The organism is Enterobacter sp. 18A13 (assembly GCF_007035975.1).
Taxonomy (GTDB): domain Bacteria; phylum Pseudomonadota; class Gammaproteobacteria; order Enterobacterales; family Enterobacteriaceae; genus Enterobacter; species Enterobacter vonholyi.
Map to the genome: position 1 here is coordinate 2,621,428 of NZ_AP019634.1, position 20,135 is coordinate 2,641,562.

Annotated in this window: 11 protein-coding genes; 3 read left to right on the forward strand and 8 right to left on the reverse strand. The window is 59.7% G+C overall.

Features of this window, described 5'->3' with window-relative positions:
* The first annotated feature begins 85 nt into the window (after nt 1-85).
* Entirely contained in the window at nt 86-982 is an 897-nt protein-coding gene (locus FOY93_RS12785) for a DMT family transporter (protein WP_143345728.1), read from the forward strand.
* Here the strand turns inward: FOY93_RS12785 and narI are convergent.
* The 5 genes from narI to FOY93_RS12810 all read right to left on the reverse strand — a co-directional run bounded on the left by narI (nt 979) and on the right by FOY93_RS12810 (nt 9,416).
* On the reverse strand, nt 979-1,656 hold the full coding sequence (gene narI, locus FOY93_RS12790) for a respiratory nitrate reductase subunit gamma (protein WP_021240339.1): 678 nt from the start codon (nt 1,654-1,656) through the stop codon (nt 979-981). The two genes, FOY93_RS12785 and narI, sit on opposite strands and share 4 nt — an antisense overlap.
* Nucleotides 1,656-2,366, reverse strand: coding sequence for a nitrate reductase molybdenum cofactor assembly chaperone (gene narJ, locus FOY93_RS12795; RefSeq protein WP_045261096.1), 711 nt, complete (start codon nt 2,364-2,366; stop codon nt 1,656-1,658). The genes narI and narJ overlap by 1 nt, the downstream gene beginning before the upstream one ends.
* The gene (gene narH / locus FOY93_RS12800) at nt 2,363-3,898 is read right to left on the reverse strand and encodes a nitrate reductase subunit beta (protein WP_143345219.1); all 1,536 of its coding nucleotides are present in this window, start codon (nt 3,896-3,898) and stop codon (nt 2,363-2,365) included. Before narH ends, narJ begins: the two co-directional genes overlap by 4 nt.
* A complete protein-coding gene (locus FOY93_RS12805; RefSeq protein WP_143345220.1) occupies nt 3,895-7,638 on the reverse strand; it encodes a nitrate reductase subunit alpha in 3,744 nt (1,247 codons plus the stop codon). Before FOY93_RS12805 ends, narH begins: the two co-directional genes overlap by 4 nt.
* Before the next feature lie 380 nt (nt 7,639-8,018).
* A complete protein-coding gene (locus FOY93_RS12810) occupies nt 8,019-9,416 on the reverse strand; it encodes a NarK family nitrate/nitrite MFS transporter (protein WP_133294615.1) in 1,398 nt (465 codons plus the stop codon).
* 309 nt (nt 9,417-9,725) lie between these two features.
* Between FOY93_RS12810 and narX the strand changes: the two genes are divergently transcribed.
* Nucleotides 9,726-11,522, forward strand: a complete 1,797-nt coding sequence (gene narX, locus FOY93_RS12815) for a nitrate/nitrite two-component system sensor histidine kinase NarX (protein WP_143345221.1) — start codon at nt 9,726-9,728, stop codon at nt 11,520-11,522.
* Nucleotides 11,515-12,165, forward strand: a complete 651-nt coding sequence (gene narL / locus FOY93_RS12820; protein ID WP_008499531.1) for a two-component system response regulator NarL — start codon at nt 11,515-11,517, stop codon at nt 12,163-12,165. The genes narX and narL overlap by 8 nt, the downstream gene beginning before the upstream one ends.
* A gap of 3 nt (nt 12,166-12,168) precedes the next feature.
* Here the strand turns inward: narL and FOY93_RS12825 are convergent, their stop codons facing one another.
* Genes FOY93_RS12825 through nirB form a run of 3 tightly spaced genes read right to left on the reverse strand, consistent with a single transcriptional unit; the run spans nt 12,169 to nt 20,131 of the window.
* On the reverse strand, nt 12,169-13,575 hold the full coding sequence (locus tag FOY93_RS12825) for a YchO/YchP family invasin (protein WP_143345222.1): 1,407 nt from the start codon (nt 13,573-13,575) through the stop codon (nt 12,169-12,171).
* Nucleotides 13,576-13,622: 47 nt separating this feature from the next.
* Entirely contained in the window at nt 13,623-16,148 is a 2,526-nt protein-coding gene (locus tag FOY93_RS12830; RefSeq protein ID WP_143345223.1) for a nitrate reductase, read from the reverse strand.
* A complete protein-coding gene (gene nirB / locus FOY93_RS12835; RefSeq protein ID WP_143345224.1) occupies nt 16,145-20,131 on the reverse strand; it encodes a nitrite reductase large subunit NirB in 3,987 nt (1,328 codons plus the stop codon). Before nirB ends, FOY93_RS12830 begins: the two co-directional genes overlap by 4 nt.
* Nucleotides 20,132-20,135 lie beyond the last annotated feature (4 nt).

The following is a 20,135-nucleotide window of genomic DNA, read 5'->3' on the forward strand; positions in this document are numbered from 1 at the left end:
GCCATTACTGCATTTCACCTTATCTCATCCCTGTAAAACCCGACAGCGATTTTCGACAATAACGTCATTACTCAGGAGGTGGATGATGCGTGATTTACATAAAGGCGTCTGGCAAATGAGCCTGGCGATGTTAATTTCCGGCTCTATCGGTGCGTTTGTTTTGCTCAGCGGCCTGCCGGTGACGGAAGTGGTGTTCTGGCGCTGTCTTATCGGGGCAATGGCGCTTTTTATTTTTATCCGGGTGAGTCAAAAGCCCTTTAGCCCCCTCACCCGCACCACGCTGATGCTGGCTATTCTCGGCGGCGTAGCGCTCGTGGTGAACTGGCTGCTGCTCTTCGCGGCCTATGAACGGATCTCGATTGGTCTTTCGACCGTGGTCTATAACACCCAGCCGTTTATGCTGGTCCTGATGGGGATGTTTTTAGGCGAGCGCGTCAGCCTGGTGAAATGGGGCTGGCTGTTCCTCGCCTTTGGCGGCGTGGTGATCCTGCTCTCCAGCGAGCTGACCGGCGCGCATGGCAGTGAATGGCTCGCCGGAATCGGCCTGGCAATGGCCGCGGCCTTCTTTTACGCGCTGACGGCAATCATTGCGCGCAAGCTGAAAACAATCGCGCCGCAGCATATTGCCTTTATCCAGGTGCTGACGGGCGTCGTGATGCTTTTGCCGTTTGCCAGCATGCCGTCATTTACCGGTGATTTTCCCTGGCCTACCCTGCTGACGCTGGGCATCGTCCATACCGGCATTATGTACCAGCTGCTCTACAGCGCAATTCAGAAGCTGCCGACGCCCATAACCGGCTCCCTGTCGTTTATCTATCCGGTGGTGGCGATCGTTGTCGATAATCTGGTGTTCGGACACTCGCTGAACCTGACGCAGCTCGCGGGCGGCGCGCTGATCCTTTTTGCTGCAGCGGGCAACAACCTGGGCTGGGGCGAAAAAAAACCCCGCGAGTGCGGGGTTGGCATCAAAACGGCGAATTAGCGACGGGCGCGCACAATCTGGTATTTGCGCGTCAGGTACTCTACCGGCGCGCTCCAGATGTGGACCAGGCGGGAGAACGGGAACAGCACAAACAGCGTCATTCCCAGCACCAGGTGAACGCGGAAGATAAACGCCACGCCGTCCAGGTGCTCAGACGCTCCGCCGTGGAAGGTCACCACGGACTGCGCCCAGCCGACCAGCTTCATCATTTCGCTGCCGTCCATATGCTGTGCCGAGAACGGAATGGTCAGCAGGCCCAGCGCACACTGCACCATCAGCAGGGAGAGGATCAGAATATCCGCGGCGGTCGTGGTCGCACGCACGCGCGGGCTGAACAGGCGACGTTTCAGCAGCAGCAGGCCACCGACTAAGGTCATCACCCCGCAGGCACCGCCGGCGATCATCGCCATCTTCTGCTTCACCTCAATCGGTAGCCATGCTTCATACATCCAGTGCGGCGTCAGCATCCCCAGGAAGTGACCGGCAAAAATCCCCAAAATACCGATGTGGAACAGGTTAGACGCGACGTGCATCCCTTTGCGATCCAGCATCTGGCTGGAGGCAGCACGCCAGGTGTACTGGCCGTAGTCATAGCGCAGCCAGCTTCCCACCAGGAACACGGTGCCCGCGATATACGGGTAAATGTCAAAGAAGAACATATTCAGGAAGTGCATTAGTGCCGTCCTCCGTTAGAGATATTCAAATATTGCGGGGCAACCGCGCCGGCAAAACGACGCTGGTGAGCGGAGATTTCAGACTCGCCGCAGTTCTGGTCAGCAAAGAATTTCACCTGCTCTTCTTCCCAGACCGCATCCAGCGCTTGCGGGGTATCGTCCCGGGCTTCATCCGCGATTTTCTCCGCCACTTTTTCACTGTCTACAGAGGCGTTCGCCAGCTTCACCAGCAGATCGAACAGCACCGCATAGCGGCTCTCGCGCTGCTGTAGACGCGCGCCGAGCAGCGCAAGAATCGGGGCGATATCCTGCAGACCACCCAGCGCCTCTTCTTTCGGCAGCTGCGCCAGATACTCCAGGTACAGCGGCAGGTGGTCCGGCAGCTCTCGGCTGTCGAGCTGCAGGCCGTGCTGCTCGTACTGGGCCATCAGGTCCACCATCGCCTGACCGCGGTCGCGGGATTCACCGTGAACGTGCTCAAACAGCAGCAGAGACGTCGCACGACCACGGTCAAACAGCTGGCTGTAGTCCGCCTGCGCGTCGAGCAGATCGCGCGCCAGCAGATCGCGGAGGAAAACGCCCAGCTTCTGGGCATCCTCTTTATCCAGGTTTTCAGATGACGCGAGTGCATCAAAGAGTTCCTGTTGATGCTGCGCAAGCGCAGCATCAGGGTACTCGAGCAGACGCGAAACAATGACGAGTTCAATCATTGGTGCGGCTCCGTTTTGCTGGTCACATCCATGGCGTCGATGCGGCGGCTGTTGAACAGGTTGAATTTACTGTCTGACCCGTGGCAACCGTCGCCAAAGGTAAAGCCACACCCGCTTTTCTCCGGGAAGGCCTCGCGAGCCAGCTCGCGGTGGCTGCTTGGCACCACGAAACGATCTTCGTAGTTGGCAATCGCCAGATAGCGGTACATCTCCTGCGCCTGCGCTTCGGTCAGGCCGACCTCTTCCAGCGCGCGGGTATCGTTCACGCCGTCAACGGTTTCCGCACGTTTGAAGTGACGCATTGCCAGCATACGCTTCAGCGCCAGCAGTACCGGCTGGGTATCACCGGCGGTCAGCAGGTTGGCCAGGTACTGAACCGGGATACGCAGGCTTTCCACGTCCGGCAGAATGCCGTTACTGCCCAGTTCGCCCGCGTCAGCCGCAGACTGAATCGGCGACAGCGGCGGCACGTACCAGACCATCGGCAAGGTGCGGTATTCCGGATGCAGCGGCAGGGCCAGCTTCCAGTCCATCGCCATTTTGTACACCGGAGACTGCTGCGCCGCGTCAATCACGCTCTGCGGAATGCCGTCCTTCAGGGCCTGCTCAATGACCTTCGGATCGTTCGGATCGAGGAACACGTCCAGCTGACGCTGATACAGATCTTTCTCGTTCTCGGTGCTCGCGGCGTTTTCAATCGCGTCCGCGTCGTACAGCAGCACGCCGAGGTAGCGAATACGGCCTACGCAGCTTTCGGAACAGACGGTTGGCATCCCGGCTTCAATACGCGGGTAGCAGAAGATGCACTTCTCTGACTTGCCGCTCTTCCAGTTGAAGTAGATCTTTTTGTACGGGCAGCCGGTGATGCACATACGCCAGCCGCGACACTTGTCCTGGTCGATCAGCACGATACCGTCTTCTTCACGCTTGTAGATCGCGCCGCTCGGGCAGGTCGCCACGCACGCCGGGTTGAGGCAGTGCTCGCACAGGCGCGGCAGATACATCATGAAGGTGTTTTCGAACTGGCCGTACATCGCCTTCTGCATATTCTCGAAGTTCTGGTCTTTGGCGCGTTTCTCGAACTCGCCGCCCAGAATCTCTTCCCAGTTTGGACCGCTGGTGATCTTGTCCATGCGCTGACCGGTGATCAGCGAGCGAGGACGGGCAATCGGCTGGTGTTTGCTTTCCGGCGCGTTGTGCAGGTTCTGGTAGTCGTAATCAAACGGCTCGTAGTAATCGTCGATGCCCGGCAGGTGCGGGTTGGCGAAGATTTTTCCCAGAAGCCAAGCGCGGTTGCCCATGCGCGGCTGCAGCTTGCCGTTGATTTTACGGATCCAGCCGCCCTTCCACTTCTCCTGGTTTTCCCAGTCGGTCGGGAAGCCGGTGCCCGGTTTACTTTCCACGTTGTTGAACCAGGCGTATTCCATACCTTCGCGGCTGGTCCAGACGTTTTTACAGGTGACCGAGCAGGTATGGCAGCCGATGCATTTATCCAGATTCAGCACCATGCCGACTTGTGAACGAATTTTCATTTTACGCTCTCCTGTACCTGGTCATTACCTTCGCCGTCTAACCAGTTAATGTTCTTCATCTTACGTACCACCACGAACTCATCGCGGTTCGATCCTACGGTGCCGTAGTAGTTAAAGCCGTAGGCCAGCTGTGCATAACCACCGATCATGTGGGTCGGCTTAGGCGTAATGCGGGTCACGGAGTTGTGGATCCCGCCGCGCTGCTCGGTAATTTCTGACCCCGGCAGGTTAACGATACGTTCCTGCGCGTGGTACATCATGGTCATCCCGGCCGGTACGCGCTGGCTCACCACCGCACGCGCCGTCAGGGCACCGTTGCTGTTGAACACTTCGATCCAGTCGTTATCTTCAATACCCAGGTCTTTGGCGTCCGTTTCGCTCATCCAGACAATCGGACCGCCGCGCGACAGGGTCAGCATCAGCAGGTTGTCGCTGTAGGTGGAGTGGATACCCCACTTCTGATGCGGCGTCAGGAAGTTCAGCGCCTTCTCAGGGTTACCGTTCGATTTCGCGCCCATCACCGCTTTCACGGAGCGGGTGTCGATTGGCGGCCGGTAAACCAGCAGGCTTTCACCGAAGTCACGCATCCACTGGTGATCCTGATACAGCGACTGTCGGCCTGACAGGGTGCGCCACGGGATCAGCTCGTGAACGTTGGTGTAGCCCGCGTTGTAGGACACATGCTCATCTTCCAGGCCTGACCAGGTCGGGCTGGAGATAATCTTGCGCGGCTGGGCCTGAATATCGCGGAAGCGGATTTTCTCTTCCTCTTTATTTGTCGCCAGATGCGTATGGTCGCGACCGGTGAACTCGCTCAGTGCCGCCCAGGCCTTCACCGCAACGTGGCCGTTGGTTTCCGGGGCCAGGGTCAGGATCATCTCCGCCGCATCAATTGCCGTATTGAGCATTGGCTGGCCTTTCGCCGGGCCGTCCGCTTTGGTGTAGTTGAGCTTGCGCAGCAGGTCCATTTCGCTCTGGGTGTTCCAGGCGATGCCTTTCCCGCCGTTACCGATTTTCTCCATCAGTGGGCCGATAGAGGTAAAGCGCTCGTACGTTGCCGGGTAGTCACGTTCAACCGGAATAATGTGCGGCGCGGTCACGCCCGGGATCAGGTCGCATTCGCCTTTTTTCCAGTCCTTCACGTCCAGCGGCTGCGCCAGTTCGGCGGCAGAGTCGTGCTGGATTGGCAGCGTCACCACGTCGGTCTCTTTGGCCAGGTGCCCCACGCAGACTTCGGAGAATTTCTTCGCGATGTCTTTGTAGATCTCCCAGTCGCTTTTCGATTCCCACGCCGGGTCAACGGCGGCAGACAGCGGATGAATAAACGGATGCATGTCCGAGGTATTCATGTCGTCTTTTTCGTACCAGGTCGCGGTTGGCAGCACGATGTCGGAGTACAGGCAGGTGCTGGACAGACGGAAGTCGAGGGTTACCACCAGATCCAGCTTGCCGTCGAGACCGTTATCTTTCCACTCCACCTCTTCCGGCTTCACGCCGCCCTGCTTGCCGAGATCTTTCCCCTGGATACCGTTTTCAGTACCGAGCAGGTACTTCAGCATGTACTCGTGGCCTTTACCGGACGAACCCAGCAGGTTGGAGCGCCAGATGAACAGGTTACGCGGATGGTTTTTACCGTTTTCCGGCTGTTCCGCCGCGAAGCGAATTGAGCCATCCTTCAGGGATTTCACGGTGTAATCCACCGGTGACATACCCGCCTGCTTCGCCGCTTCCGCAATGCGCAGCGGGTTAGTGCCCAGCTGCGGTGCCGACGGCAGCCAGCCCATGCGTTCAGCACGCACGTTGAAGTCAATAAGGTGGCCGCTGTAGCGGGATTTATCCGCCATCGGCGAGAGCAGTTCCTGCGCGGTGACCGTTTCGTAGCGCCACTGGCTGGAGTGGTTATAGAAGTAAGAGGTGCTGTTCATGTGGCGTGCAGGACGCTGCCAGTCGAGGGCAAACGCCAGCGGCTGCCAGCCAGTCTGCGGACGCAGTTTCTCCTGGCCAACGTAGTGCGCCCAGCCGCCGCCGCTCTGACCGACGCAGCCGCAGAAGATCAGCATGTTGATCAGGCCACGGTAGTTCATATCGAGGTGATACCAGTGGTTCAGACCGGCACCGACGATGATCATCGAACGGCCGTGCGTTTTGTCCGCGTTTTCTGCGAACTCGCGTGCGATACGGGTAATGTGTGCGCGAGGAACTCCGGTGATCTGTTCCGCCCAGGCCGGGGTGTAGGCCTTCACGTCGTCATAGCCGGTTGCGCAGTTTTCATCGCCCAGGCCGCGTTCCAGACCGTAGTTCGCCATGGTCAGGTCATAGACGGTGGTGACCAGCGCGGTAGAGCCGTCGGCAAGCTGCAGGCGTTTCACCGGCAGCTTGTGCATCAGTACGTTTTTCAGTTCAACCTTGTTGAAGTGCTCGGAACCTTCGCCGCCGAAGTACGGGAACCCGACCTCGGCGATCTCGTCCTGGCTACCCAGCATGCTGAGGCGCAGCTCAGTCTCTTCGCCGGTGGTGCCGTTACGTTGCTCAAGGTTCCACTTGCCCTTCTCGCCCCAGCGGAAGCCGATAGAGCCGTTTGGCGCCACCAGCTCGCCGTTGCTGTTATAGGCAACGGTTTTCCACTCTGGGTTATTTTCCTGACCCAGCGCGTCCACCAGATCGGCAGCACGCAGCGTACGCCCTGCGGCATAGTAGCCGTCACGCTCTTCCAGCATGACCAGCATTGGCATGTCGGTGTAGCGGCGGACGTAGTCGGTGAAGTACTGGCTTGGCTTATCAAGATGGAATTCGCGCAGCATGACGTGGCCCATCGCCATCGCCATCGCGGCATCGGTACCCTGTTTCGGTGCCAGCCACAGATCGCAGAGCTTGGCGATTTCCGCGTAGTCAGGGGTTACCGCCACGGTTTTGGTGCCTTTGTAACGGACTTCGGTAAAGAAGTGCGCATCCGGCGTACGCGTCTGCGGCACGTTAGAGCCCCAGGCGATGATGTAGCTGGAGTTGTACCAGTCGGCGGATTCCGGCACGTCGGTCTGCTCGCCCCAGGTCTGCGGAGACGCTGGCGGCAGGTCGCAGTACCAGTCGTAGAAGCTCAGGCAGGTACCGCCGATAAGTGACAGATAGCGCGCGCCGGAAGCGTAAGAGACCATCGACATCGCCGGGATCGGCGAAAAGCCCGCCACGCGGTCAGGACCGTAGGTTTTCACGGTGTAGACGTTGGAGGCGGCAATCAGCTCGTTCACTTCTTTCCATGAGGAACGCACAAAGCCGCCGCGGCCTCGGGCCTGCTTGAAGCTTTTCGCTTTATCCGCGTCTTCAATGATGGAGGCCCAGGCATCAACCGGATCGCTGTGCTGCGCTTTCGCTTCACGCCACATTTTCATCAGACGCTTGCGCATCAGCGGATATTTCAGACGGTTAGCGCTGTAGAGATACCAGGAGTAGCTGGCGCCACGCGGGCAGCCACGCGGTTCATGGTTTGGCATATCCGGGCGGGTGCGCGGGTAGTCGGTCTGCTGCATTTCCCAGGTCACCAGACCATTTTTAACGAAAATCTTCCAGCTGCATGAGCCAGTACAGTTCACGCCGTGGGTCGAACGGACGACTTTGTCATGCTGCCAGCGCTGACGGTAACCGTCTTCCCAGTCCCGGTTGGTATCCAGAACCTGGCCGTGCCCATCGGCAAAAGTTTCACCCTTCTGTTTGAAGTAGCGAAACCGGTCCAAAAATTTGCTCATCGGGTATCTCCTGTATGGAGCCTGTGGCTCTCTAAATCGACATTGCTGATTTGCAGCGAAGGTAACGCCCTGAAAGAGGGGGAGAATTGATAACGATCAAGACGAGGAGGGACTCTCAGGCGAGGGGTTACACCGAATACCACCAAAGCGGTATCTTCAAAAAATCCATATCAATATGAAATATAAGGTTAATTTTATTTCATCGTACAAAAAGCCAGTCGAAATTTAACATCTCAGGTATTAAGGGGTAGACCCACCTGCAAAGCGATGGCGATCGCAGTGCCCCCGCAGGCGTATGTCGAAAAAGTCGTGAGTATGTTGTAACTATTACTCAGGATAAAAAAACGCGGCCCGAAGGCCGCGTAAACGGATAATCACACTTACTTATTTTTTTTGGTATTACGGCCATATACCAGCCACGTAATCACGACGCAGGCGATATAGAAGACAAGGAAAACTTTCATGGCGCCAGCCGGAGAGCCGGTCAGATCCAGAGAGATACCGAACGCTTTCGGGATAAAGAAGCCGCCAATCGCGCCGATGGCTGAGATAAAGCCCAGCGCCGCAGCCGTATCCGTCGCCGCTTCGCGCATTGCCTGCTCTTCGCTCCCGCCCTGCGCTTTCACGCGATCCATCGTCAGCTTACGGAAGATCACGGAGATCATCTGGAAGGTGGACGCACTCCCCAGCCCCGCCGTCAGGAACAGCACCATAAACACGCCGAAGAAGGCGATGAAGTTACCGCCCCGCCCGTCGGCCGGCAGCGTGAGGAACAGCAGCGCGCAGAAGACCGCCATCACGATGAAGTTAACCAGCGTCACGCGGGTACCGCCCAGACGGTCAGACACCATGCCGCCCAGCGAGCGAGCAAGGGCGCCAATAAATGGGCCGAAGAAGGCGAATTGCAGGATCTGCACGTCCGGGAACTGCGTTTTCGACAGCATCGCGAAGCCCGCCGAGAAGCCGATAAACGAACCGAAGGTCGCCAGATACAGCAGCGCCATCACCCAGAGGTGTCCACGCTTCAGCACCGGCAGCTGTTCGCTCAGCGACGCCTTCGACGCGGACAGGTCGTTCATAAAGAACCAGGCTGCGAGGGTGAAGACCACCAGGAAAGGTACCCAGATCCAGGCGGCGTTCTGCAGATAGAGGGAAGAACCATCCGCCTGCTCAACGCCACCGCCGCCAAAGGCCGCAAAAATAGAAACAGAGATCGCCAGCGGGGCAATCAGCTGCATCACGCTCACCCCCATATTGCCCAGACCGCCGTTAATACCCAGCGCGCCGCCCTGCTTCGCTTTCGGGAAGAAGAAGCTGATGTTTGCCATGCTGGAGGCGAAGTTCGCACCCGCAAAACCGCACAGCAGGGAGATAATCACGAACACGCTGAACGGCGTAGAGGTATCCTGCACCGCGAAGCCGAGCCAGACGCAGGGGACGATCATGATGCCCGTACTGAATGCCGTCCAGCGACGGCCGCCAAAGACCGGCACCATAAACGCGTAAGGCACACGCAGCAGCGCGCCTGACAGCGACGGCAGCGCGGTCAGCATAAACAGCTGATCGGTCGTAAACGTAAACCCAACTTTCGGCAGATTGACCGCCACCGCGCTAAACAACATCCATACGCAAAACGCCAATAACAAACACGGCACGGAAATCCAAAGATTCCGGCTTGCTACACGATGGCCGCGCTGTTGCCAGAACGCCGGATCCTCTGGACGCCAGTCTGTAATAACGGCACCATTTTCCCTTTCGGGAGCGGATGAGTGACTCATAGACACCTCTGATTCTCGAATGATGCTGCAAACATTAGGGTTTTAGGGCGGCGGTAAGTTGATATAAATCAAAGGAAAAGTGGGAGGATTTGCGGCGCAAAATAAGGTCTCACCCTTAGTGAGTAGGCTAATTCGGTAAAAAAGACGTGGTTTTTCACGGCACTGACGGTTCCTGGCTACTCCCACCTCCTTCCCCCTACTCCGTTGGCAATTTAGGGGTAATCCTTTATTGGTATGGGTATACTCCAGGGTATGCACCAGAATAGCGCCATTCCTGCAAGCAGGCCACGTCAGGAGCACGCCACCTCTATGTTAAAAAGATGTTTATCTCCGCTGACGCTCGTGAATCAGCTAGCCCTGATTGTTTTGCTGTCCACCGCCATCGGCGTGACCGGCATGGCGATCTCCGGCTGGCTGGTACAGGGAGTACAGGGTAATGCGCATGCCATCAACGAGGCAGGCTCGCTACGCATGCAGAGTTATCGCCTGCTGGCGTCGGTCCCCCTGACGCAGGACGATCGGCCTCTGATTGATGAAATGGAGCGCACGGTCTTCAGCCCCGAGCTGGAAAACGCCGCCATCCGCGCCGGTCAGCAGTCCCAGCTTAACGCCCTTCAGGGTTACTGGCACACCCAGCTGCAGCCCGGGCTGAAACAGGCTCGCAGCACGGAAACCGTTGCGCAGGACGTTGCGGGGTTCGTCTCACGTATTGATGCGCTGGTCTCCGCTTTTGACCAGACGACCGAATTACGCATCGACCGGGTGGTGATGGTGCACCGCGCAATGGCGCTGTTTATGGGGCTGCTGCTGATCTTCACCATCGTCTGGCTCCGCGCGCGGCTGCTGAACCCGTGGAAACAGCTGCTGGCGATGGCCCGCGCGGTGACCGCACGCGATTTTACCCAGCGCACGCACATCAGCGGGCGCAACGAGATGGCCATGCTTGGCCAGGCGCTCAACACCATGTCGGCAGAGCTCTCCGAGAGCTACGCGGTACTGGAACAGCGCGTTCAGGAAAAAACGGCGGGACTGGAGCAGAAAAACGAGATCCTCTCCTTCCTGTGGCAAGCCAACCGCCGTCTGCACATGCAGGTGCCGCTATGCGAGCGCCTCTCTCCGGTGCTGAACGGCCTGCAAAATCTGACCCTGCTGCACGACCTTGAGCTGCGCGTCTACGACGTGGAAGACGAAGATAACCATCAGGAATTTACCTGCCAGTCGGATATTTCGTGCGATGACAAAGGCTGCCATCTTTGCCCTCGCGGCCTGCCGCCGCTGACGTCCGGCGGCACCACCCTGAAGTGGCGCCTGACCGACAGCCACACTCAGTACGGTATTCTGCTGGCAACGCTGCCAGCCGGGCGTCACCTGAGCCACGACCAGCAGCAGCTGGTTGATACGCTGGTCGAACAGCTAACGGCCACGCTGGCGCTCGACAGGCATCAGGAAAAGCAGCAGCAGCTGATCGTCATGGAAGAGCGCGCGACCATCGCCCGCGAGCTTCACGACTCGATCGCCCAGTCGCTCTCCTGTATGAAAATGCAGGTGAGCTGCCTGCAGATGCAGGATGCAGAGATGCCGGAAAGCAATAAGCAGCTGCTTAGCCAGATCCGCAACGAGCTGAACACCTCCTGGGTGCAGCTTCGCGAGCTGCTGACCACCTTCCGCCTGCAGCTGACCGAGCCGGGCCTGCGCCCGGCGCTGGAGGCCAGCTGTCACGAATTTAGCGCCCGGCTGGGGTTCCCGGTGAAGCTTGACTACCAGCTGCCGCCGCGGTTTGTCCCCTCCCATCAGGCCATACATTTACTGCAGATCGCCCGTGAAGCGCTGAGCAACGTGCTCAAGCACTCCGGCGCGACGGCGGTAACGGTCACCGTCAGCCAGCACAACAACCAGGTGAAGCTTACGGTTCACGACAACGGCCGCGGCGTGCCGGAAAATGCCGAACGCACTAACCACTATGGTTTAATTATTATGCGAGACCGCGCCCAAAGCCTGCGCGGTGATTGCCAGGTTCGCCGGAGAGAGACGGGCGGCACGGAAGTTGTCGTCACCTTTATTCCCGAGAAACCGCTTACAACTGCTCAAGGAGAAACCCATGACTAATCAGGAACCGGCATCCATCCTGTTGATCGACGACCATCCGATGCTGCGTACTGGCGTAAAACAGCTGGTCAGCATGGCACCCGATATCACCGTGGTTGGCGAAGCCAGCAACGGCGAACAGGGCATTGAGCTTGCCGAATCCCTCGATCCCGATCTGATCCTGCTCGATCTGAATATGCCCGGCATGAACGGTCTGGAGACCCTCGACAAGCTGCGGGAAAAATCGCTTTCCGGGCGCATCGTCGTCTTTAGCGTCTCGAACCATGAAGAGGATGTGGTCACGGCGCTGAAGCGCGGGGCGGATGGTTATCTGCTCAAAGACATGGAGCCGGAAGACTTGCTTAAGGCGCTGCAGCAGGCTGCGGCGGGCGAGATGGTTCTCAGCGAAGCCTTAACGCCGGTGCTGGCCGCCAGCCTGCGCGCCAACCGCGCCACCTCTGACCGCGACGTCAGCCAGCTAACGCCGCGCGAGCGCGACATTCTCAAGCTCATTGCCCAGGGGTTGCCGAATAAAATGATCGCCCGTCGTCTGGACATCACGGAAAGTACGGTCAAAGTGCACGTGAAGCATATGCTGAAGAAAATGAAGCTCAAATCCCGCGTCGAAGCCGCGGTGTGGGTGCATCAGGAACGCATTTTTTAAGGGCTACTCATCCGGCAGCAGCTTCCAGCGCGGATCGTCGTCAGGCAATGCGACCAGCGGCTGCACCACCGCAAGCGCGATCTCATTGGACGAGACGCGCTGGCCTTTCTCATCTTCCACCACCGCCGACAGGTGCCAGCGGTTTGTCGCCCCTTCGCTGTCATCCCAGGCAGGCATAATCACGCTCCAGCCGTTTGTGCTGTTGCTTTTCGCCGGTGACGTCAGGCTCAATGCCTGCGTATCCCCCTGCCAGTGGATCTGACGAATGCCGTGCGTGCTGCGGACCTGGAGCTTCAGCATGACGGTCTCGCCCCCTTTCAGATCCCACGGAGGCGTTGCCAGCCACACGGACAGCGTTTTGCGCTGACGGAACTCCATCACCGGCAGGCTATTGCGCTCCGGCGAGTCGTAGCGGCTTCCGCGCAGGGATCGCGTGGCGGCGACTTCACCGGCGGAAAGCTGTTTCACCAGCGGCACGCCAAAGCGATAGTTGAGCTTCAGCCCGAGGTTATTCTGGCTCTCGCCGCTTTCGCCCTGCTTGTGCCCGGCAGTCAACGTGACCAGCGGGACGGGGGTGTAGTTAAGCCCCAGATTCACCGCTACCGGATTGTGGTAGCCGGTTCCGCTGTTGAAGAGATCGACGTTATCGCCAAAATATTGCTCGAAGCTGACGCTGGTGTTCAGGTGATGGAACCACGGCAGCCAGGCTTTAGCGGTGACGTCATAGCCGCGCGCCATGCGCTGCTCCTGGACGTCAGAGCGCTCGCGCCAGCCGGCTAAGGGCTGATAATAGTTGGCTGACAGGCGCAGATTTTCCCCCCACACTTCCGCGCCCAGCCCGGCACGCTGCAGGTTTTCATCCAGCAGGTTATCGTAAAAAGTGTTGTAACCCAGCAGCCATTTCCCGGCGACCCAGCGCTGGCCGATTCCAGCGTTACTCACCAGGCCATCCGTCTGCTGGGTCAGGCCAAGCTGGCTCCAGCTCAGATAACGGTTGTTATCGTTCCACGGGATAAACCAGCTCCCGCTGCTGCCGTTAAATTTGCCGTCGTTATCCACCAGTAAGTTCACGCTGGCGTTCCCCCAGGGCGAAAGCCAGGACTCAATCTGCTGGTTCACTTCGCCGCTTACCGCGTCGCGCACCTGGCCAAACGCGAACTGACGCGCCTGCTCGCCGGTCGTCAGTCCATTGTCGGTCATGCTGGCTTCACCAAAGGCTTTCGCCATTTCGGCCAGATGCTTCTCCCCCTCGCCGGTTGGCGCCGCCATTCCGAGGTCGGGCAGGTTATCCCCGTCGTTATCAAAGGGATTTTGTGCCTGCTGGATAAAGGAATTCGGCGCACCGTGAACGGCTCCGACCGTAAGAAGGGGGAGTAAAAACAGCAAACGAATGCGGGACGATACAGCCATCAACGTCGTCAATAAGAACCTGTGTTTATGACTAAACTCTTATTATGTTAACGCGATAAGCCCTGAAATGCAGTCCTGGCGGACATTTCAGGATTATCCTGAAACAGCCCTTTCAGCTCCGGCACGCAGGAACCACAGTTCGTACCACAGCGCAGCTTCGCCCCCAGCGCGTTGACGGAATCACACCCTCCGACGATCGCCTCCCGTATCGTATTCTCCCCGACGCTGAAACAGCTGCAGATGATGCGTCCCGGATCCGCTTCCTTCCCGACGCTCTGTCCGTTCAGCAAGGCGTGGCGTTCTGCGAGAAGCACGGGTGGGGATTGAAAAGCGGCTTCAATCACCGTATGCGCCAGCGCCGGTAACGCGGTGCCCTCCCAGAAGCCCAGCATCAGCTGGCCTTCATGCCAGGCCAGCACGCTGCTGCGTTCGCCGGTTTGGGCAACCTGCAGCTGCCAGCCCCGGACGCCGGCGTATTCCATTACCCACGACAGCAAACTTTTATCGCACGCCACCGTCAGACGTGAGGCTTTGCGCCACCAGTAAACCGAAGAAGGCATTTCCGGCCATTCCCGGGCATAGAGTTCCCCCTGCCAGGCAGGCTGCCACGGCAGAATTCTGACCGCGGTTTGTTTACTCTCCGGCTGGCCCGAAACCGGATCGCAGCGCCCTTCCACCAGGGCATTCACCTTTCCCTGGCGGGCAAACTCAGCGTTCCAGTGCATCGGGGCAAACGCCTCGCCTTCCCGTATCCCGTCATTGATTCGTACTCTGACGACCATCACGGCGCGCGGCGAGCTAATTCGCGCCAGCTGGCCGTCGCACAGGGAAAGCCGAACGGCGTCTGCGGGGCAAACCTCAACAAACGGTTCGGCGATATGCTGCATCAGTCTGGCTACGTATCCCGTTCGGGTCATGGTATGCCACTGATCGCGGATGCGCCCCGAGTTAAGAATCAGCGGGTACAACGCGCTGACCGTCGCACCGTGCGACAGAGGATTAACGGGAACAATGTTTCGACGCGGGAAATCCCCTGTCGGCCACTGATAAGGCTCAAGCTGATCCCACTCCTCACGGGTTAGTGCAGCCAGGTCATGAAGATTCAATGCCCGCGCGCCGTCATTTTCAAAGGCCGTCAGCGCCGCATGTTCGCAAAAAATCTCGTGCGGATGTTGCCAGGCAAAGGCCTCGCCGTAGCCCAGCCGCTTCGCCATCTGCGCGACGATCCACCAGTCCGGCTTCGCCTCGCCCGGCGCAGGCAGAAACGCGCGCTGGCGTGAAATGCGCCGCTCGGAATTGGTCACCGTCCCGTCCTTTTCTCCCCAGCCCAAAGCCGGAAAACGGATATGGGCGAACCGGCTGGTGTCGGTATCGTTCATCACTTCAGAGACCATCACCAGCGGGCAGCTCGCCAGCGCCTGACACACCGCGTGGCTGTCCGGCAGCGACACGGCAGGGTTGGTGCCCATGATCCACACCGCCTTCACATCGCCGCGGGCAATAGCGTCAAACAACTCCACCGCCATCAGGCCCGGCGTCTGCGCCAGCCGTTCCGTTCCCCAGAAACGCGCCACCCGCGAAAGATCGTCCGGCTCAAAGTTCATGTGTGCCGCCAGCTGGTTCGCCAGTCCGCCCACCTCCCTTCCGCCCATCGCGTTTGGCTGTCCGGTCAGCGAAAACGGGCCGCAGCCCGGACGGTTGAACTTCCCGCTGGCAAGATGAACGTTAATAATAGCGTTACACTTGTCGCTGCCGCTGGCGGACTGGTTGATACCCATGGTGTAGAGCGTAATTGCGCGAGGCGCGGTGATAAACCAGTCGTAAAAGGTACCAATGTCTTCTGACGGAAGATCGCAAAACGCCGCCACGCGCTCAACGGGCCACTCATCCGTTCCCTGAATCACATTAAGCAGACCGACAAACAGCCCGGCGTCGCTGCCGGGGGCGAGCGCCAGATGCAGGTCAGCAATATCACAGGTGGCGGTTCTGCGGGGATCGATTACCACCACCTTCATCTGCGGATTGCTGTACTTTGCTTGCACCAGCCGCTGATACAGCACCGGATGCGTCCAGGCCGCGTTTGAACCCACCAGCACCACCAGATCGCTGTTTTCCACATCCTCATAGCTGCACGGCACCACGTCTTCGCCAAAGGCGCGCTTGTAGCCCACCACCGCCGAGGACATACAGAGCCGGGAGTTAGTATCGATGTTTGCCGCACCGATAAATCCTTTCATCAGCTTGTTGGCGGCGTAGTAGTCCTCGGTAAGCAATTGTCCGGAGGCGTAAAACGCCACCGCCTGCGGTCCCCATGTGTCGATAATCTCCCGCAGACGCTCCCCCGCCGCGTTCAGCGCCTGCGCCCAGTCCACCTCAAGTCCGTCAACAGCGGGGCGCAGCAATCGCCCCTGTAACCCCGTCGTTTCCCCCAGGGCCGATCCTTTCACGCACAGACGTCCCAGGTTCGCAGGATGGGTTTCATCTCCCCGAACGCTGACCGCTTCACCTTCCACGCTGGCAACTACGCCACAGCCGACCCCGCAGTAGGGGCACGTTGTCCGGGTTTCCGTCATGAAGCCTCCGCACGCATTACCAGGGCGTCGCTGCCAACCCATACCTTGCCGTTTTCAATTTTCACCGGCCAGGCGCGCACCGCGGGTTCGCCGTTCTCTACCTGACAGCCGTCGCGCAGGCGAATGCGCTGCTTATACAGCGGTGAAATCACCACCGGCTCGCCCGCTGCATCGCCAAGAATGCCGCGTGAAAGCACGTTAGCATTACCGCCCGGTTCCCGATCGTCGAGGGCGTAAACGGTTTTGCCAAAACGGAAGAGCGCAATCGGCTTACGTCCAAGCCGCGCGCCGATGCCCGCCTGCTCGGGGATATCGTCGATGCCGCAAATTTCCTGCCAGCGCTTGCTTTCATCCGGCGCGGTGTCGTTCACCGTCGTGCGGAACAGCGCCAGCCGGTTGGGATCGTTAAGCGTTGTTTGCCATTCGCACTGATAGGTTTCCACCACCCGGGCCATCTCCTGCTCCAGCTCGTGGGCGATACCCAGGCTGTCGTTGAGGATCACCTCCCGCAGGTAGTCGAGACCGCCTTCCAGGTTATCCATCCAGGTGCTGGTGCGCTGCAGGCGTTCCGCCGTGCGGATGTAGAACATCAGGAAGCGGTCGACGGTGCGGATTAACGTTTCGTCATCCAGATCGCTGGCGAAGAGATCCGCATGGCGCGGCTTCATCCCGCCGTTGCCGCAGAGATAGAGGTTCCAGCCTTTATCGGTGGCAATCACCCCAACGTCTTTGCTCTGCGCCTCCGCGCACTCGCGGGTGCAGCCGGAGACCGCCATTTTGATTTTGTGCGGCGCGCGCAGCCCCTTGTAGCGGTGCTCAAGCCTGACCGCGAGGCCGGTGGAGTCCTGCACCCCGTAGCGGCACCAGGTTGAACCGACGCAGGATTTCACCGTGCGCAGGGATTTCCCGTAAGCGTGCCCGGTTTCAAACCCGGCCTCGACCAGCGCCTGCCAGATCATAGGCAGCTGTTCAAGAGTGGCGCCGAAAAGGTCGATACGCTGCCCGCCGGTAATTTTGCTGTACAGGCTGTAGCGTTTCGCAATCTGCCCGATGGCGATCAGCCCGTCCGCGGTCACTTCCCCCGCCGGCATGCGCGGCACGATAGAGTAGGTACCGTCTTTCTGGATATTGGCGAAGTAGCGGTCATTGGTGTCCTGCAGCGGCAGGTGTGCCGGTTTCAGCAGATACTCGTTCCAGCACGAGGCAAGCACTGACCCCACCAGCGGCTTACAAATTTCGCACCCGTGTCCCTGTCCGTAGCGGCTGATAAGCTGGTCAAAGGTGCGAATATGGTTGACGCGCACGAGGTGGTAAATCTCCTGGCGCGAGTACGGGAAGTGCTCGCAGATGTCCTTTTTCACCTCCACGCCCTGCTCAGCCAGCTGGAACTCCATCACCTGCTTCACCAGCGCGCTACATCCCCCGCAGCCGGTCGCCGCTTTGGTGCACTGCTTAACGGCGCCGATATCCGTCGCGCCCGCGCTCACCGCCCGGCAGATATCGCCCTTGCTGACGTTATGACATGAACAGATTTGCGCGCTTTCCGGCAGCGCCGCCACGCCAAGCGCTTTCGGCGCGCTGCCTGACGACGCGGGTAAAATCAGCGTTTCCGGCTCTTTTGGCAGGGCTATCCCGTTAAGCATCATCTGCACCAGCGTGGCGTATTCGCTGGCGTCACCCACCAGCACGCCACCGAGCAGCGTTTTGCCGTCGTGGCTGACCACGATTTTCTTATAGATTTGCTGCGGACCGTGCGTCCACTGATAGCTCAGCGCCCCCGGCGTGCGCCCGTGAGCGTCGCCGAACGAGGCGACGTCCACGCCGAGCAGCTTGAGCTTAGTGCTCATATCCGCGCCGGCGAAGGTTTTATCCTCACCCGCCAGCGCGGCGGCGGCCACCCGCGCCATCTGATAGCCGGGCGCGACCAGACCGAAGATTTTCCCTTCCCACAGCGCGCATTCGCCGATGGCCAGCACGTCCGGATCGGAGGTCTGGCAACCGTCGTCAATGCAAATCCCGCCGCGTTCGCCGATAGCCAGCCCGCTGCTGTGCGCCAGCGCGTCCTGGGGACGAATGCCGGCAGAAAAGACCACCATGTCCGTTTCAAGCTGTTCGCCATCGGCAAAGCGCAGCACCAGCCCGCCGTCCGCCGTGGCGATCTCCGTTGTCGCTTTACTGGTGTGAACGCCGACGCCCAGCGCCTCAATTTTCTTGCGCAGCATCATCGCGCCGTCGTTGTCGAGCTGGACCGCCATCAGGTTAGGCGCAAATTCCACCACGTGGGTTTCCAGCCCGAGCTGCTTCAGGGCATTCGCCGCCTCCAGCCCGAGCAGGCCGCCGCCAATCACCACGCCGCGGCGCGAGCCCGCCGCGTGCGCCGCAATGTTGTCCAGGTCGTCAAGGGTGCGGTAGACAAAACAGCCCGGCAAATCGTTGCCCGGCACGGGCGGCACGAACGGGTATGATCCGGTCGCCAGTACCAGCTTGTCCCAGTGGGTTTCGTGCCCGCTGGCGGTACGCACCACGCGCGCGTCGCGATCGATAGCGACGACCTGCTGCGACAGGCGAAGCTCAATGCCGTTGTCGGCAAAGAAATCCCCCTCCACCAGCGAAAGCGACGCCGCGCTGCGGCCGCCAAAATATTCCGACAGATGCACGCGGTCATAGGCGGCATAGCGCTCCTCGCCAAAGACAACGATCTGATACTGCTGATGCAGATTGCGGTTAACGCAGTCTTCGAGGAAATGATGGCCGACCATACCGTGCCCAACCACCACCAGAGTAGGTTTTGTCATAGCATTGTGTCCTGCAACCTGCGGTTGCGTAGTGAAACGATCGAACAGCCAGTCCGCGTGCGCGGGCGCAGCCGTTGCCAGTAAATCGGTAAATGTTGCCGCGCTGCGGCAGTCGCCCATCAGCAGTACGCCAGCCAGCGCCCTCTGATTGATCAGTAAACGACGATAGTGACGGGTCAGCGGATCCCATGCGCTCCAGACCACGTCGCCCTCCCGCTCTGCCGCGCGACCGAGGCTGAACAGCTCCACGCCGGTCACCTTGAGGCGTACGCCGTTGTCAGTCAGGACAAACGGCGCGGTGACGTCCCCCGCCAGCCGCGCGGCAAGGATATCCGCCTGCGCCAGACAGGGGGCGACCAGGCCAAACGTCTGGCCGTCAATTTCGCAGCACTCGCCAATGGCGTAGACGTCCGGCTCGGAGGTTTGCATCTGGTGATCCACCACGATGCCGCGCGCGCAGCGAATGCCGCTGGCCTGCGCCAGCGCGACGCTGGGCTGCACGCCGGTCGCTAGCACCACGCGCGCGGCGGCGATACTGCGTCCGTTAAGCAGCGTCACGCTATCTCCGTTCACCGCTGCGATGCCAGAGACGAGCTCACAGCGCACGCCCCGCGCCGCCAGCGCCTCTTCCAGCAGCATTCCCGCCTGCCGATCCAGCTGCTGCTCCATCAGCCACGGACCGCGATGAACAAGCGTGACCTCGTCACCTGAACGCGCCAGCGCTGCTGCCGCCTCAACCCCGAGCACGCCGCCGCCCAGCACCACCGCAGGACCGACGATCGCCTGAATGGCCCGGGTATCTGCCAGGGTACGGAACGTGAACACATGCGGCGCATCGCAGCCGGGGATTGGCGGAATAAAGGGCGTTGATCCGGTGGCAAACACCAGCGCATCCCAGTCCAGCGTGCGGGCGGCGGTTTGCACTTCCCGCGTGTCCACGTTTACGGCGATCGCCTTTTCGCCCCGCAGCAACGTCACGCCGCGCGCCTGGTACCAGTCGTCATCCTGAAGACAGATGTCTGCAGCCTGCTTTTCACCGCCCAGCACCGGCGAAAGCTGGATGCGGTTATAGGCATGTTCCGGCTCGTCACCGATGACGGTGATAGCGAAACGACCTGCAGCACGCCCGGTGAGCGAGGCAATCAGCCGCGTAGCCGCCATGCCATTTCCGATAATGACCAGTCGCATCAAA

Coding starts and splice junctions, on each gene's coding strand:
- FOY93_RS12785 (WP_143345728.1), top strand. CDS start 86: ATGCGTGATTTACATAAAGGCGTCTGGCAAATGAGCCTGGCGATGTTA.
- narI (WP_021240339.1), bottom strand. CDS start 1,656: ATGCACTTCCTGAATATGTTCTTCTTTGACATTTACCCGTATATCGCG.
- narJ (WP_045261096.1), bottom strand. CDS start 2,366: ATGATTGAACTCGTCATTGTTTCGCGTCTGCTCGAGTACCCTGATGCT.
- narH (WP_143345219.1), bottom strand. CDS start 3,898: ATGAAAATTCGTTCACAAGTCGGCATGGTGCTGAATCTGGATAAATGC.
- FOY93_RS12805 (WP_143345220.1), bottom strand. CDS start 7,638: ATGAGCAAATTTTTGGACCGGTTTCGCTACTTCAAACAGAAGGGTGAA.
- FOY93_RS12810 (WP_133294615.1), bottom strand. CDS start 9,416: ATGAGTCACTCATCCGCTCCCGAAAGGGAAAATGGTGCCGTTATTACA.
- narX (WP_143345221.1), top strand. CDS start 9,726: ATGTTAAAAAGATGTTTATCTCCGCTGACGCTCGTGAATCAGCTAGCC.
- narL (WP_008499531.1), top strand. CDS start 11,515: ATGACTAATCAGGAACCGGCATCCATCCTGTTGATCGACGACCATCCG.
- FOY93_RS12825 (WP_143345222.1), bottom strand. CDS start 13,575: ATGGCTGTATCGTCCCGCATTCGTTTGCTGTTTTTACTCCCCCTTCTT.
- FOY93_RS12830 (WP_143345223.1), bottom strand. CDS start 16,148: ATGACGGAAACCCGGACAACGTGCCCCTACTGCGGGGTCGGCTGTGGC.
- nirB (WP_143345224.1), bottom strand. CDS start 20,131: ATGCGACTGGTCATTATCGGAAATGGCATGGCGGCTACGCGGCTGATT.